Annotated in this window: 14 protein-coding genes and 1 pseudogene; 4 read left to right on the forward strand and 11 right to left on the reverse strand. The window is 41.0% G+C overall.

The features are described 5' to 3' along the window. Positions 1-23: 23 nt before the first annotated feature. Entirely contained in the window at positions 24-1,412 is a 1,389-nt protein-coding gene (locus tag FXV78_RS01555) for an MATE family efflux transporter (protein ID WP_039959508.1), read from the reverse strand. Positions 1,413-1,540: 128 nt separating this feature from the next. On the opposite strand from FXV78_RS01555, the gene FXV78_RS01560 reads away from it, so the two are divergent. After that, positions 1,541-2,398: a sugar phosphate isomerase/epimerase family protein gene (locus FXV78_RS01560; protein ID WP_004841889.1), complete on the forward strand. Its 858-nt coding sequence runs from the start codon at positions 1,541-1,543 to the stop codon at positions 2,396-2,398. An 82-nt stretch (positions 2,399-2,480) separates the two neighbouring features. Here the strand turns inward: FXV78_RS01560 and frlC are convergent, their stop codons facing one another. Together frlC and FXV78_RS01570 are read right to left on the reverse strand one after the other, a co-directional pair. Then, positions 2,481-3,311, reverse strand: coding sequence for a fructoselysine 3-epimerase (gene frlC / locus FXV78_RS01565; RefSeq protein WP_004841892.1), 831 nt, complete (start codon positions 3,309-3,311; stop codon positions 2,481-2,483). Between the two features lie 115 nt (positions 3,312-3,426). Then, the gene (locus tag FXV78_RS01570; RefSeq protein WP_004841895.1) at positions 3,427-4,230 is read right to left on the reverse strand and encodes a Cof-type HAD-IIB family hydrolase; all 804 of its coding nucleotides are present in this window, start codon (positions 4,228-4,230) and stop codon (positions 3,427-3,429) included. A gap of 468 nt (positions 4,231-4,698) precedes the next feature. Between FXV78_RS01570 and FXV78_RS01575 the strand changes: the two genes are divergently transcribed. Continuing rightward, positions 4,699-6,234, forward strand: a complete 1,536-nt coding sequence (locus tag FXV78_RS01575) for a Na+/H+ antiporter NhaC family protein (RefSeq protein ID WP_004841899.1) — start codon at positions 4,699-4,701, stop codon at positions 6,232-6,234. A 201-nt stretch (positions 6,235-6,435) separates the two neighbouring features. Here FXV78_RS01575 and FXV78_RS18930 read toward each other — a convergent pair. The 8 genes and pseudogenes from FXV78_RS18930 to FXV78_RS01610 all read right to left on the reverse strand — a co-directional run. Then, positions 6,436-6,504: pseudogene (locus FXV78_RS18930) on the reverse strand (family 1 glycosylhydrolase); the annotation flags it as partial. Between the two features lie 31 nt (positions 6,505-6,535). Beyond that, positions 6,536-8,005 (reverse strand): ribosomal protection-like ABC-F family protein, encoded by a 1,470-nt coding sequence (gene abc-f, locus FXV78_RS01580; RefSeq protein WP_039959509.1) that lies wholly within the window; start codon positions 8,003-8,005, stop codon positions 6,536-6,538. A 307-nt stretch (positions 8,006-8,312) separates the two neighbouring features. Next, positions 8,313-8,660: an arsenate reductase family protein gene (locus FXV78_RS01585; RefSeq protein WP_009244858.1), complete on the reverse strand. Its 348-nt coding sequence runs from the start codon at positions 8,658-8,660 to the stop codon at positions 8,313-8,315. A 73-nt stretch (positions 8,661-8,733) separates the two neighbouring features. Next, on the reverse strand, positions 8,734-10,104 hold the full coding sequence (locus FXV78_RS01590) for a HAMP domain-containing sensor histidine kinase (protein ID WP_004841909.1): 1,371 nt from the start codon (positions 10,102-10,104) through the stop codon (positions 8,734-8,736). After that, positions 10,095-10,754 (reverse strand): response regulator transcription factor, encoded by a 660-nt coding sequence (locus FXV78_RS01595; RefSeq protein WP_004841910.1) that lies wholly within the window; start codon positions 10,752-10,754, stop codon positions 10,095-10,097. The genes FXV78_RS01590 and FXV78_RS01595 overlap by 10 nt, the downstream gene beginning before the upstream one ends. Positions 10,755-10,772: 18 nt before the next feature. Further along, complete coding sequence (locus tag FXV78_RS01600) at positions 10,773-11,546, reverse strand: lantibiotic immunity ABC transporter MutG family permease subunit (protein WP_009244860.1); 774 nt, start codon at positions 11,544-11,546, stop codon at positions 10,773-10,775. Next, positions 11,534-12,313, reverse strand: a complete 780-nt coding sequence (locus FXV78_RS01605) for a lantibiotic immunity ABC transporter MutE/EpiE family permease subunit (protein ID WP_004841915.1) — start codon at positions 12,311-12,313, stop codon at positions 11,534-11,536. The genes FXV78_RS01600 and FXV78_RS01605 overlap by 13 nt, the downstream gene beginning before the upstream one ends. A gap of 6 nt (positions 12,314-12,319) precedes the next feature. Then, complete coding sequence (locus tag FXV78_RS01610; RefSeq protein WP_004841916.1) at positions 12,320-13,012, reverse strand: lantibiotic protection ABC transporter ATP-binding protein; 693 nt, start codon at positions 13,010-13,012, stop codon at positions 12,320-12,322. Between the two features lie 197 nt (positions 13,013-13,209). Here FXV78_RS01610 and FXV78_RS01615 point away from each other — a divergent pair, with 197 nt between their 5' ends. Together FXV78_RS01615 and FXV78_RS01620 are read left to right on the forward strand one after the other, a co-directional pair. Beyond that, positions 13,210-14,415 (forward strand): FprA family A-type flavoprotein, encoded by a 1,206-nt coding sequence (locus tag FXV78_RS01615; protein WP_004841918.1) that lies wholly within the window; start codon positions 13,210-13,212, stop codon positions 14,413-14,415. Positions 14,416-14,444: 29 nt separating this feature from the next. Then, complete coding sequence (locus tag FXV78_RS01620; RefSeq protein WP_004841920.1) at positions 14,445-14,930, forward strand: cytidylate kinase-like family protein; 486 nt, start codon at positions 14,445-14,447, stop codon at positions 14,928-14,930. Positions 14,931-15,006 lie beyond the last annotated feature (76 nt).

Genomic DNA, 15,006 nt, shown 5'->3' on the forward strand with positions numbered 1-15,006 from the left:
GTTGGTTTTCCAACTATTATTGTTTATTCGATGAATGTATTTTGCTTTCTTTTCCGGTACCACCACCAGAGCAGAATACACCTGCATACATTATCCATTACCATAAAAGCCCAGACTATTTTTAAATTGTTCCCTATCATACTTACATATCCCCATGTCATACATATCCGAATTCCCCACATGGTTAATACAGAGAACAAAAATGGCATTTTGGTATCTCCAATACCAAAGAAAACACCTTCATAGATAATCAATGCTGCATAAAGAGGCTCACTCACAGCCACGATTCTCAACAATACGGCCCCCAGTTTGATCACATTTTTGTCGATCGTAAACAAGGCCATGATACCGGATGCTTTTGCAAAAAGTCCAATTGCCATCGTAGTCATAATCGATACAGCAACGAAAAGTCCCGACTTAACCACGGATTCCAGTTCTTTTTCACTCTTCCTGCCCATCGCATTCCCGGAAAGAGTACTGACTGCTGTTTGAATCCCATATCCCGGTACATAAAAAGCTTGTTCGATGATTAACGCTATTGAATGTGCTGCCACACTCAGCGTTCCAAGTCCTGCAACCAGTCCTGAAAAAACTACATAACCACATCCCATCACCATTCTTTGTCCGACCAATGGCATGGAAACTCGAATACAATCCTTCAAAATTGTCCACTTCGGTCTCAATAATCCGCCTGTCACCGTTAGCAACGGATTATGCATCGCAGCAATAAAAATTGCAATTCCTCCTATGCTCTGACTGAGCGCTGTAGCAAAAGCAGCTCCTTTCACACCCCAGCCTGCTCCCGGAATTACTATTTTTTCCCCAAACAAAACAAAGGCAGTACCTGTGCCAATCAACAATTGATTTAACATAATATTTAAAATATTTACACTCAGATTGATATATAATGGCGTTTTGGAATCTTTATTCGCCCTTAAAATATTTCCATATACGATCAAACTCCCTCTAAACAGCAATGGACAGTTTATAATGAAAAAATATTCGCTCGCATCTTTCCATATTTCCCTGCTTGCGCCCATCCACTGCGGCAATACCGGACTGATCAGCAATGCAATGATTGTTTCTGCAATCCCTAAAAAAACAACAACCCACAGAGCCTGTGACGATGTGCGATGTGCCATCACTACATCCCCTTCTCCGGTATACCTCGCTATATAACTTAGCATTCCCATACTAACAGCAAAAAACATTCCATTGAACAGCCAGTTCACTGTAGCTGTCAATCCTATTGCAGCACTCGCGATCGCACCAATCTGCCCGACCATTGCAGTATCAACATACGACACAACCGTTTGCAGCAGTTGTTCTACGATCGTTGGCATCCCCAGAATCCATAATTCATGCAGCATAGAATCTTTCCTGTTCGTCTTATTTTGGATGAATGTATCCATATTCATCGCCTCCAATATTTTTTCATTTTATCTATTGACTTTTAAACATGATATGATATTCTTTATTTATAATTGTTTGTTATTTTATATACTTATCTACAGAAAAATTATATCATGGAGGTGTTAGCATGTCAATTATCACAATGGACCAGATTGCTGTTATGAGTGTGCAATACGTACACTACACGTTCGATTACTATCTTGATTCGATGCATCAATGCGGTATCAAGAACCTTGATCTATGGGGCGGATCCCCTCATTACTGCAGGCTCGACTACTTAACCTCGTCATCTGCAGAACGAAAACTTCTCGAGATGAGACGAAAAGCAGAAAGTCTGGGAATGAAATATGTTATGTATACACCTGAAACCCTTGGATATCCATATAGTTTCAGTGCACCAGAACAGCCCATCCGGGATCGTACAGTCGATTACTTTGACATGGCAATGGACGATGCTCTAACGCTTGGTACAAACCGTGTTTTCATGAACAGCGGGTGTGGCCCTCTCGATATTCCAAGAGAAGACAGCTGGAAGCGCGCCGTTGAAACGATACATAAGATTTGTGAAATGGCTGAAAAACGTGGTATTTCTATTTTACTTGAGCAGCTGCAGCCATATGAAAGCAATCTTTTGGTAAATCTTCCGCAGATGAAGGAAATGCTCAACGAAGTTCACAGCCCTGCTTTAAAGACCTGCGTAGATTTGATTGCAATGGAAGTCGCAGGAGAAAACCTGGAAGATTATTATAACGTATTAGGAGAAGACACTATTCAATTCATTCATTATGCAGATGGAGATCCCTCCGGTCATTTTATTCTCGGAGACGGAAACCTCCCATTAAAAGAATACTTGAATATCTTAGAAAAGCATAATTATACCGGAATCGTAGATTTAGAAATCAATGACTCCATTTACTGGGACGATCCTCATACTTCTGTACAGCGGTCTGTCAACTATCTCAAAGAAAATTTGTTGATAAAATAGTTTTTGCCATATCAGAAACAACATATAAAAATTCCTCTTTTGCAATTCTGCAAAGAGGAATTTTTATATTGACAATATAGCCTTAATATCCTGCTTTATCCATCATTTCACGAATATTGTTAATTGCTCTTCTTCCATACATTCTAGGTTCATTGATATATCCTGTAACCAATTCAATTGTTGCCGTTCCCTGATAATCAATGTCCTTCAATTCATAAAACAGCTCTTGCAATGGGATCTGACCTTCTCCCGGCATAACATGAGAATCCGAATCAGATACTCCATCAATGATGTGCATATGATACATCTTGTCTCCCAACTTATCAAAATAATCCATAATACTCTCCGATTGTGTAAATGGTGCAACAATATCACACATTCCAACTAAATATGGAGAGTCAACCCATCGAAAGAGCTCCTGTAAATCGTTGGCATTTTTTATCACATTTGACTCATATGTTGTCAATGTTTCCATGATTAATTTATGTTGTATCTTTTCTGCATGATCTGCTAATTCCCGCACAGTTTTCACTAAACGATCCCACATTTCTTTGTATGTGGTTCCATAGCCCGAATGTCCTGCACTGATCAGTGTAAAATCTGCACCCATTTCTTTTGCCATATCCATAGAGGTCTTCAAATACTCCACGGATTCCTGCCGCATTGCTTCTGTGCCGATCATATAGTTAAATGGATATGCATTGTGTTCCGGCGTAAATCCACGAACAGGAATCTCATACTTCTCGATCAAACGCCGAACTTCATGAATCGCACCTGCTTTCAGATCATATGTATACGCATGTGGACGAGCTCCCCACAGCTCAATGTAGTCATATCCAAATCTTTTCGCATCTTTAAAACAATCTTCCAACGGATTTCTCTGATATCCACTTGTAAACATTCCTATTTTCATAATCAACCTCCTAAACTCATATAATTCTGCCTCTCATCTCCGTAAGTTTCATCCTGCTTCCAGTCTACAGAACACCATGCTCATATCATCACTCCTTCCTTTTTTCGATTTATTTTTATAAATCAAACTCATGATTCAACATTTTCGTAACAATTTCTTCTACCACATCGTGATTGTTATCTCTTTCCATAACAAAATCCGCTTGATTTTTCACAATCTCTACTGCATTTCCGACAGCAATTCCAACAGCAGCCCTCTGCAGCATATCCAGGTCATTGTAATAGTTTCCAACTGTGATTATATCTTCATAAGCGATCCCTAATTCATTTGCAAGAATTTCAATTCCCTGCCATTTTGTTATATTCCTGTCTATAATATCAATGGAACCCGGTTCAGAATTTGTGTAGGTCAGCTCAAATATGGAAGAATCAATATATGCAGCTACACGTTCCCAATCTTTCGCTGCCATAAAACTTTCTATCTTTTCTTGAAAATCCACTTTTTCAAACACATCCACAACCTTCGGCAAAAGGTTGATTTCCTTTGCGTATTCCGCAGTTGCATCTGTCATTTTAGAAACATACCATTTAAGCCCATTGCACCATTGAATCTGAAGTCCATTTTCCATACAATATGAAATTAATTTCTTACAAACCTCTGAAGGAATCCTCTTATCATATAAGATTTTTTTATCTGCACACCTAATAATCTTCCCACCCGTATTAAGGATCTGATAATCTGTAATCCATTGATCCTCCTTTAATGTAAGCATATCCATTTCTCTTCTGCCGGAAACGAATGCAACAATGCATCCTTTCTTCTGTGCTAATTGAATAGCTCTCTTACTTTTTTCTCCCATACTATAATCATCACATACAGACGTTCCATCAATATCTAATGCTAATAACTTTTTCCCCATTGCGCTCCTCTTTTTTTCGTTTTATATATAATTAATGTTTTTTCAATACATTTTACATCTATAAATTATATCATCAGTATATATAATGTCAATATTTTATTTATTCTATCTAGTTTTTTATTTCTAATATAAGTTATTTTAACCAAAAATAAATATTTTCAATGATATATATTGAACATTTTGCCATTTCGTGCTATTATCCACTCATCTAGTATATGTACATCTTTACATTTTTTGATACACATTTTTCATTTAATCAATTTGTGTGTATGCTATATTTTTTGAAAGGAGGTATTTTTATGAAGACACTTTATAATTTCTTTCCTGAATATTCTGTTCTTGTTCCTGCAACAGAGTATTCCACATTATCCTGGAAATTATTCTTCCTTACTTGACATGCGAATTTCGTCAATTACATCTTTTCAACAATGAATACTGTATTAAAATTTACAAGTAAGGAGATTTTTTATGGATGCTGTATATGTAGGATGGTTATCAATCCTCCCGCCAGTAATTGCGATTATTCTGGCTTTGATTACCAAAGAAGTACTTTTTTCACTGATAACCGGGATTCTATCCGGTACACTAATTTATTCTTTCGCGTCAGGTACCAATCCGATTATCGGATCTGTTTCCACCGCATTTGAAGTCATGATTCAAAAAACAGATATGAATATCATGGTTTTCTGCTTTTTATTAGGAGGTTTAGTTTACCTTGTCAACGCATCAGGTGGTGCAGAAGCGTACGGAAAATGGGCCTCTAAGGTGATTCGTACCAAACGCTCTTCACTTTTACTCACTAGTTTACTTGGCTGTCTTATCTTTTTAGATGACTATTTTAATTGCCTGACAGTAGGAACGGTTATGAAACCAGTCACTGACAGATATAAAGTCAGCCGTGCAAAATTGGCTTATATTATTGATGCAACCGCTGCACCAATCTGTATTATTGCACCAATATCAAGTTGGGCTGCTGCAGTTGGAAGTTATTTAAAAAATACAGGTGCATTTGACTCTGAATTCAAAGCCTTTATTACGGCTATCCCATACAATTTTTATGCCCTTCTCAGCCTTTTCATGGTTTTACTTGTGTGTGCCTTTTCACTGGATTTTGGCCCTATGGCAAAACATGAAGCATTGGCAAAAACAGGGGTTTTAGGAGAACTTGAAGAAAAAAATGCAGACAAAGAAGTTTCTGCAAAAAAAGGGCATGTCATTGACATGATCCTTCCTATTCTCGTTTTAATTATCATAGCAATCCTCGGAATGCTATATAACGGCGGCTATTGGAGCGGTGATCCTGCTTTGCACAGCATCACTGCCGCACTCGGAAACTGTGTTGCTGCACAAGCTCTCGTTTGGGGCAGCTTTGCCGGGCTGATCACTGCACTTTGTTTGTATGTTCCCAGAAAAATTATGAGTTTCAAAGAATTTATGGACAACTTCACAAAAGGAATGCAACAAATGATCACTTCCGGATGTATTCTAATGCTCGCATGGACAATCGGTGGTATTTGCAGAGATTTATTAAGTACACCGGCTTTTGTAAAAACATTTGTTGAAACAACCGGACTTCCCGGTGCATTTCTTCCGGCTTTGGTATTTTTACTTTCTGGATTCCTAAGTTTTGCGACTGGAACATCCTGGGGAACATTTGGTATTTTAATCCCAATCATTATCCCTGTTGCACAAGCCATTTGTCCTGATTTACTCGTCGCTTCCCTGGCAGCCACACTTGCCGGCAGTGTATTTGGAGACCATTGCTCACCGATATCCGATACAACCATTCTCTCAAGCGCCGGTGCCGGTGTGGACCATTTGGTTCATGTTTCTACACAAATGGTATATTCATTAACTGTAGCAGCCTGCTGCCTCATTGGATATCTTGTGATCGGTTTGACAAATGGAAATCTGATCCTCTCCTTAGTTGTTTCTGCTTTATGTATGATAATATTGATTTTGGTTATGCATAAGCGGTCTGCTGCAAAGCTAAAAAAACTATAATTTTTCAATAAATCGAGTAGGAGAGATTTCTCTAAACGAGAAATCTCTCCTACTCACACCACCGTGCGTACCGTTCGGTACACGGCGGTTCAATCAACTTAACAGGCAACATACCTTTCCGTGTCGTAATCTAATGATTCTTAATCTAATACCTCGCCGTTTGATTCTATAAATTTCTATTTCTCCGTCTTTTTTATATTTTGGATAATCTACAGCTCCAAGACCATTCTCTACAATAAATAATGGTTTTTGATACCTGTCATAAAGCGTCCTTTTCTTAAAAAATGCTATAGCACATCACTTACTTTCCTTCTATTTGAATAACTTTTGTCGCCACGGCCTCCCGAAATGCCTGATCATGCTCGACCAGAAGCATCGTCGGGGAGAATTCCCGGATCAGCTGTTCAATCTGCATCCTGGAATACAGATCCACAAAATTCAGCGGTTCATCCCACACATATAAGTGTGCCTGTTCGCAGAGACTTTTTGCGATCAGCACCTTTTTCTTCTGACCACCGGAAAAATCCTGTATTTCCTTTTCAAACTGAATCCTCTCAAAATCCAGTTTCCGCAGGATTGCTTTGAATAAAGCTTCCTCGATCTGGTTCTTTTTCGCAAAATCAGAAAGTGTCCCCTGCAAATGTGACGCATCCTGTGGTACATAAGAAATGACAAGTCCAGATCCCATCGTGATCGTCCCTGTATGCTCCAAAGCTTCTCCCACCACGAATTTGAGCAGACTGCTTTTGCCGCTTCCATTGCTTCCTTCTAATACCACCCGCTCTCCACGACGGATAGAAAAGGACACCGGACAGCTTACCGGATTTTTCTCATAACAGACTGACACCTCTGAAAAAGTAACCAGAGTATCCGAACGATATTGCAAGGGCAGCAGCTTTAACTCTTCTGCCCTTTCCTGGTTTTTCAAAAGGCCTGACTTCTGCTCGATTGCCTTTTGTTGTCTCGCTTCGATCGACTTGGCCCGTTTCATCATCTTCGCAGACTTATGCCCGATATACCCTTTATCCGCAGCCCCGGTTTTGGAGGCTTCCACTCGGTCTGACCATCCTTGTGTACGTTTTGCTGACTGCGAAAGTCTTCGGATATCCTTTTTCAAAGACGCATTCTGCGCTTCTTCCAACCGCTGCTGTTGTTCAAAATTTTGAAGAAACGCAGAAAAAGTCCCGCTCTGTACTTCAATATTACTTCGATTCAAGGATAAAATATGATCCACACACCCATCCAGGAAACACCTGTCATGGGACACCAGAATAAATCCCTTCCTTTTTCTCAAATACTCCGATACAATCTGTCTGCCATGTGTATCCAGATGATTGGTCGGCTCATCGATCAACAGAAAATGTCCTTCATTCAAAAACAGTGCTGCAAGAAGGACTTTCGTCTGTTCTCCGTTGGAAAGCGTCTCAAAAGGACGCCAAAGCACTTCTTCATCCACTTCCAAAGCGTAAAGTTCCTTCCGTATCTGCCACTCTTCTGCCTGCGGACACACCTCATTCAGTACTTCCATCGTCCACTTTTTTGTATCTTTTACCAAATACGGAAAATAATCAAACCGGACTGATTTTATAATTTTCCCCCGATACTCATACTGATCCATCAAAAGATTTAAAAACGTCGTCTTTCCTCTGCCGTTTCTCCCCACAAATCCCAGTTTCCAGTCTGTGTCGATCTGAAAACTCACATTTTCAAAAATAGGATCATAACTGGACGGATAAGAAAACGTAAGATTTTCTACTTTTATCATCGACATTGCTCCCTGCCTCCTAACGTCAAAAAAACTGCAAGAAAGTCAATTCCTGCAGCTTCTCATAGCACAAACCATCCCCATATCAGACGTATGCGGCCAATGATCCATATCTGTGAACAAGACTCTTAACTTTCCTGCAAAAAGGCGCAATCATTGCGTATCTGCACAATCACTGCTGTTTTCCATTCTACTTGCAAGAAAAATTAATCATCCTTCCACCTCTTTCATTTCAAATCTGTTTCTAACATATCACAAGATGAAAAAACAGGCAAGCCTTTTTTTGCCTGCCTGTCAGAACTCTTTGTTTCGATTACAGCTCTTCTTCCCACTGTGCTTCTTTAAACCCAACAAGAACGCTCTCTTTTGTCACAACAATCGGACGCTTTACGAGCATTCCGTCTGAAGCAAGCAGTGCCAGCTGTTCGTCCTCGCTCATTTCCGGAAGTTTATCTTTTAGCTTCATCTCTTTGTAAAGCATCCCGCTTGTATTAAAGAAGCGCTTAAGAGGAAGCCCGCTTCTCTGATACCATTCTTTTAACTCTTCCAGTGACGGGTTATTCTCTTTGATATCTCGTTCTTCATAAGAAATCTGATGCTCATCCAGCCACTTTTTGGCACGTTTGCATGTGGTACATTTCGGATAGTGTACAAATAACATCGGTCTGTCTTCCTTTCTTTTCGTATTAGATTTCGTTTGTATTCTATATCCTTTTTCAAACTTTTGCAATTACTTATTTCTGGGATTCTTTCGCAATCCGCAGTCTTACCCATGCTCCTTTCATCCTCGTAGAGTTGGCCAATGTAAGACTTCCTCCGTTTTCTTTTGCAAATTGCTCTGCCAGATACAATCCCATCCCGTAATGTTTCCTGGAATGTCTGCTTTTGTCTCCCTGATAAAACAGGTTTTTCGCAGACTGCAGATCTTCCGCCGAAAATCCGCTCCCCTCATCCTCTACGGAAATTTCCAGTTGTTCCTTTCCCTCAGATATACAGATTCGTATCATTCCTCCCTGTGGCGTATATTCGATTGCGTTATATACCAGATTTTCCCAGGACCGTATCAACAGTTTCTCATTGACACAAATCCACTTTGGAAGATTTTCACATTCAAACTGAATCGTTTGCTTCTTCCCGGCAGCCGCCGCTTCGATCCGCTCTCTGAATTGTCCTGTCAGTTCTCGTATGTCCACCTGCTCTTTTTTGTACATCTGATAACCTCCTGTGGAGATCATCTCCTGCAAAATCTGCAAATATTCTTCGATTCCCTGAATTTCCTGTTCCAATGCAAGGCTGTACTTTTGTGCTTCTTCCAGACTCTCTGCCTCTCCCATCAGCTGTACGTTCCCCCGGATCACAGTCAAAGGCGTCTTCAGATCATGTGCCAGCGCTCCCATCTGCTCTTTTCTGGCTGATTCAAGCTCCCACTGCTTCATCAGAGACTCTTTCAGTGTATCCCGCATTCTTCCGAACGTCTCCAGGATTTTTTTGATTTCAAGAACCTGAGAATCCGGACATGGAAATTCCAGATCCTGATGCTCAATTTTTTCTGTCATCCATTCAATTTTTTGAAGTTCTTGTTTAATCTTCCGGCTGAAATATCGGATCAAAAACATCACTTCCGCACAAAAAATCAAAAGCGCTGCCAGCAAAAGTAATTCCAGAACATGCGGAAACCGTTCTCTGAGTGCCGGATTTCCAAATTGAACACGAAGCTGATAGGATACCAGACAGATTTCCTCTTCTCTCTGGAATCGTTTCAGATATCCACTTCTGATTTCATTTTTCTCTTCCAAAACAGCTTTCCATACTTCTTCTCTTTCTGATTCTGTAAATGTTCCGTAAAGCCACCTGCCTGAATTATCAAACACTCCAAACCTGGTTCCGTATGGGAGCATTCTTTCTTCCACTTTTTCTGCTTCCTGGATTTCTTCCCTTTTTTGCTCCAACTGCTGTTCATCATAATTAGCGGGATGTATCACCGCCTTTATGGTCAAAATCTGGACAATCACTCCCAAAACCAGTATAGTTGCTGCTCCTGCAAGTAAAAAACTAAACAGAAAACGTCTGAAAATCCCTGAAATATTCTTTTGCCTTACTCCCACTTGTACCCAATCCCCCACACTGTCTGTATATTCTTCTTCCCATATCTGGCAAATTTTGCCCGAATATTTTTCACATGCTCTGTAATTGCGGAGCTGTCACTTTCTCTCTCATATCCAAATACACTCTCAAAAATTTTCTCTTTGGAAAAAACCTGTCCATGGTTCAATGCCAGAAGCTCACTGATCTCATATTCACTTTTCGTCAGAGGAATTTTCTCTTCCCCCACCTGAACACTCTTTCCCGCCAGATCAAAACGTATTCCTGAAATTTCCACTGCATGTGTTTTTTCTCTGGCTTCTCTTCGCAAATGTGCCGCAACCCTTGCCCGGAGTTCTCCGATTCCAAACGGCTTACAGATATAATCATCTCCACCGGAACCAAGCCCTTCCATGATACTTTTTTCCTCCGCTTTTGCTGTCAGAAATAAAATCGGGCAGTCCACATACCGTCTGATCTTTTTGCACCAGGTGATGCCGTCTGTTCCCGGCATCATGATATCCAGTAAAATCAGATCATAGTGAATCAAATCCTTTTCCTTTATCACCTCTGTATTTTTACATACACTCACCCGATGTCCATCTTTTTCCAATGCATTCTGAATCAGATTCCGAATCCCTTCTTCATCATCTACCGCCAATATCCATGCCATTTTGACTCCTCTTTCCTGTCATTGTGAAATGCTTTTCCTGTCGTGATGCTGTATCCAGATACACCAGAGGATCAGCCCTGTTATCGTCATTCCCACCATTGAGAGAACGCCCGTCCTGATCTGTTCTTTCAGCATTTCTCCCGCCATTTTAAACACTTCGCTCTCTGTTTTCCATTTTACATAATACAACAGCAGATGTCCACTCCATCCACATGGAAACCACATCCAGAGTCCATCTCCTAATCCAGTAAAGAGCAATGCCGCAATCAGACTCTGCGTCACCCCTGCTGCCAGACAGGCTCCACTTCCGAAACGCATTGCCAGAAAAAAGTGCAGAAGATAGATTCCTGCCTGCGTTATCCACAAGATCAGCCCGCATATAAGATATTCTTTTACCGACAGATTCCACGCAGCTTTCGTTCCCCAGACGCCCATTCCAAAGAGTAAAAAAGCAAGCAGTGATGCCGCCAATCCGAGAATCCAAAGTGTGAGTATCTTTCTCAACACTGCGCTCCAGCGCAATGTTGACACACACAGCAGATTTTGAAAATTTCCCGCCTTTAATTCCTGCATCACAGACTGCATACAGATGATCGCAGAAACAGACGGGTACACGATCGCGAGTGTTTCTGCATAAAATTCCAGTACACTCTGCCATTCTCTTTTTGCAGCCACTCCATACAATAAAAACAATCCCGCGCCTGCAACAGGAACTCCCAAATGGATCCAGAAAATCCAGGTTCCTTTCAATTTTAGGAATTCACTTCCCACCAGTTTTTTTATTTTTCCCATCCGACTTCCATCCTCCTCTGATACCATCTTGCTGTCATAGCTGTCAACAGGGCAAATAATCCCATACTGAGTAAGATTCCCGGAACGATCACACTCTTTTCCAGTACCTGCGGCGTAAACATGACACTTTCCGGCACTGCCGGAAGTCCGTTTGGCAGTATTTGAAGAACCGGACACATCAGCCTTGGCAAAATTGCAAACGGATTCATCCACCATCTGGATCCTGTTGTCCAAACAGTCGAAAGAATCGAATTCGCTCCCATCCCAAGTAAAAAGGTCAGGACCATCCCCGTCTTTTGATAACAAAACATCCACAAAGGAATCTGCCAGCATATCGCGCAGACTAACAGTCCCCATGCTGCTGCCACAGTAATCGGGGAAAACAGATTTCCTCCTGTAAATAATTGTTTCAAAACCAAACTGATTCCGGCCACCGCCGCTGCGATCATTCCTGTACTTACAATGATCTGCCCAATACAGCTGACAACCTTTGCTATCCAGATCTTCCCTGCTGATACAGGAAGCATCTGCACTGCTCTGTACTTCAGACGTTTCTCCCTCCGGCAGATAAAAATACTGCCTGCGATTACCTGGATTGGAAGGAAACACATATACCACCAGTTATACTGATTCATCTGATAATATGCTGCATTTCCAAACGAAAAATATACGGAACATAAAATCGATATTGTAGGAAAAATAACCATCAGTCTTGCCCATTCGGAATGTCTGTTTTTCAGAAGCTCTGCCTTGATATATGCTCTCATATCCGTTCACCCCCTGTTTCTGCTCACAATTTCCGTGAACAATTCTTCCAGATTTTCCTGCTGTCCACCCTGATATCCCAATACTCCATTTGCCAGGATTCCAATGTAGTCTGCCGTTTGCTGGATTTCACCTAAAATATGGCTGGAGACAAGTACTGTCATCCCACTTTCTGCAAAAGAAACCAGCATTTCCCGAAGCTGACGGATTCCAAACGGATCCAGTCCGTTCGCCGGTTCGTCCAGGATCAGAAAATCCGGATCATTTAACAATGCCACCGCAATTCCCAGCCGCTGCTTCATTCCCATAGAAAACTTTCCCACCTGCTTTTTCCCCGTATTTTTCAGATCCACAATATCAAGTACCTCCAGGATCCGGGCATCTGAAATCCCAAGCGTCCATGTCCGCACTTTCAGATTATCCACTGCACTTAAATTTTCATAAACAGGAGGCAGCTCGATCAAAGCCCCAATCCGTTCTATGCACTTTCGACTCCATATTTTTCCGTCAAAAAATACTTCCCCGGCATCTGCCCGCGTCATCCCGCACAATATTTTCATCAATGTCGATTTTCCTGCGCCATTTGCTCCCAAAAGCCCGTATACACACCCTTTCGGAATTCTCATATTGATATTTTTCAGCACAGTCTGTTTGTGATACTGCTTGCATAGTTCTTTTGTTTCCAAAATTATTTCTTCCATAAAATGATTCTCCCTTCTCTTTGTACAGCTTTACTTTAAGAGCGAATTCTAAGGATTTTATAAGGAACTGTCATTTTTTTGCACAAAAACCCATACCCGCCTTGCGAATTTATCTCAATATGTTAAAATATAGACGTTAATATGTGAACTTCTATAGATTGACAGAATCATAGTGAAAATAAAGGAGGAACTTTAACATGCATTGTGTCAGAAAAGTAACCGAAGATTTATACTGGGTCGGAAGCAATGACAGAAGACTGGAATTATTTGAAAACATTTTTCCGATTCAGAAAGGAGTTTCCTACAACTCTTATTTGCTGCTGGATGAAAAGACAGTCCTTTTCGATACGGTAGACAACGCTGTAGGCAGACAGTTTCTGGAAAATATCGCGGCTGTTTTGAACGGGCGTACTCTGGATTACCTTGTGATCAATCACATGGAACCGGATCATTGCGCTTTGATCGAGGATCTGCACCTGCGTTATCCGGATATGAAGCTGATCGGAAACGCCAAAACATTTCCGATGATCGATCAGTTCTACGGCATGGATCTTGGAGATAAAAAGATCATCATCAAAGAAGGCGAGACATTCTCCTGCGGAAAACACACACTTCACTTTGTGATGGCGCCAATGGTGCACTGGCCGGAAGCTATGATGACTTACGATGAGACCGATAAAGTTTTGTTCTCTGCCGATGCATTCGGTACTTTCGGAGCACTGGACGGAGTGATCTTCAACGATGAGATGGATTTCGACCGTGATTATCTGGACGAAGCCCGCCGCTATTACACAAATATTGTCGGAAAATATGGGATTCAGGTACAGAATGTCCTGAAAAAAGCAGCTGCATTGGATATTCAGATGATCTGCCCTCTCCACGGACCTGTATGGAGAAGTAACCTCTCCTATATTCTGGAAAAATACGATATCTGGAGCAAATATGAAGCAGAGACAAAGGGTGTTATGATTGCCTATGCTTCCATGTATGGCAATACAGAAAATATGGTCAATGTTCTGGCTGCCATGCTCGCTGATGCCGGAATCACAAATATCAAGATCCACAATATTTCCAAAACACATGTATCTGAGCTGATTTCTGACAGTTTCAAATACAGCCATCTTGTACTTGCCGCACCAACCTACAACAATGGAATTTATCCTCTGATGGCAAACTATCTGGAAGATATGAAAGCTTTGATGGTACAGGGGCGCACCGTAGCTGTTTTAGGAAACGGAAGCTGGGCTCCGCAGTCCGCAAAACTGATGGAAGCAAAGCTTGCAGAACTGAAAAACATGACACTTCTGACAGAAAACTTCGCTGTAAAATCAGCACTGCATGATTCTCAAATGGAACAACTGCAGGAACTGTGCACAAAAATCACAGATTCTGTCAACGCATAAATTCTGACAAATACAAAGGAGGAATTCATATGAAATTAGTAATCACCATGAGCCGTCGTTTCGGAACCGGTGCAAGTATCATTGCAGATGAACTTTCCAAAAGACTGGACATTCCTGTCTATGACCGTGCCTATATTGAACAGCAGGTCAATGACCGCATGTATGACTCCGAGGCAGAAGCCATCCGTAATCTTGCCGAAAAACCATGTATCATTCTCGGACGGTGCGCTTCTGATATTTTAAAAGACCGCATGAATGTTCTGAATATTTTCGTATGTGCTGATAAAGAAGACCGTATCAAACGCATTATGAAGCTGGAAGACCTTTCCTACGAGGATGCAAAAGAGAAAATCGATAAGACTGATGAACAGCGTGCTTCTTATTATTATGAACATACAGGAAAAACCTGGGGTGATGTAAATGACTATCATATGATTCTGGATACCTCCGCACTGGGAGTCGAAAATTGTCCGGATATTTTAATGCACTATTTCGAAAAACTGGAATACATTTAAATCGAATGTAAAAATAAAAATCTTCCATAGAATTCCGTGTTTCCCGACACATGATCTTCTATGGAAGATTTTTTAC

The organism is Mediterraneibacter gnavus ATCC 29149 (genome assembly GCF_008121495.1).
In the GTDB taxonomy this organism is placed as follows: Bacteria; Bacillota; Clostridia; order Lachnospirales; family Lachnospiraceae; genus Mediterraneibacter; species Mediterraneibacter gnavus.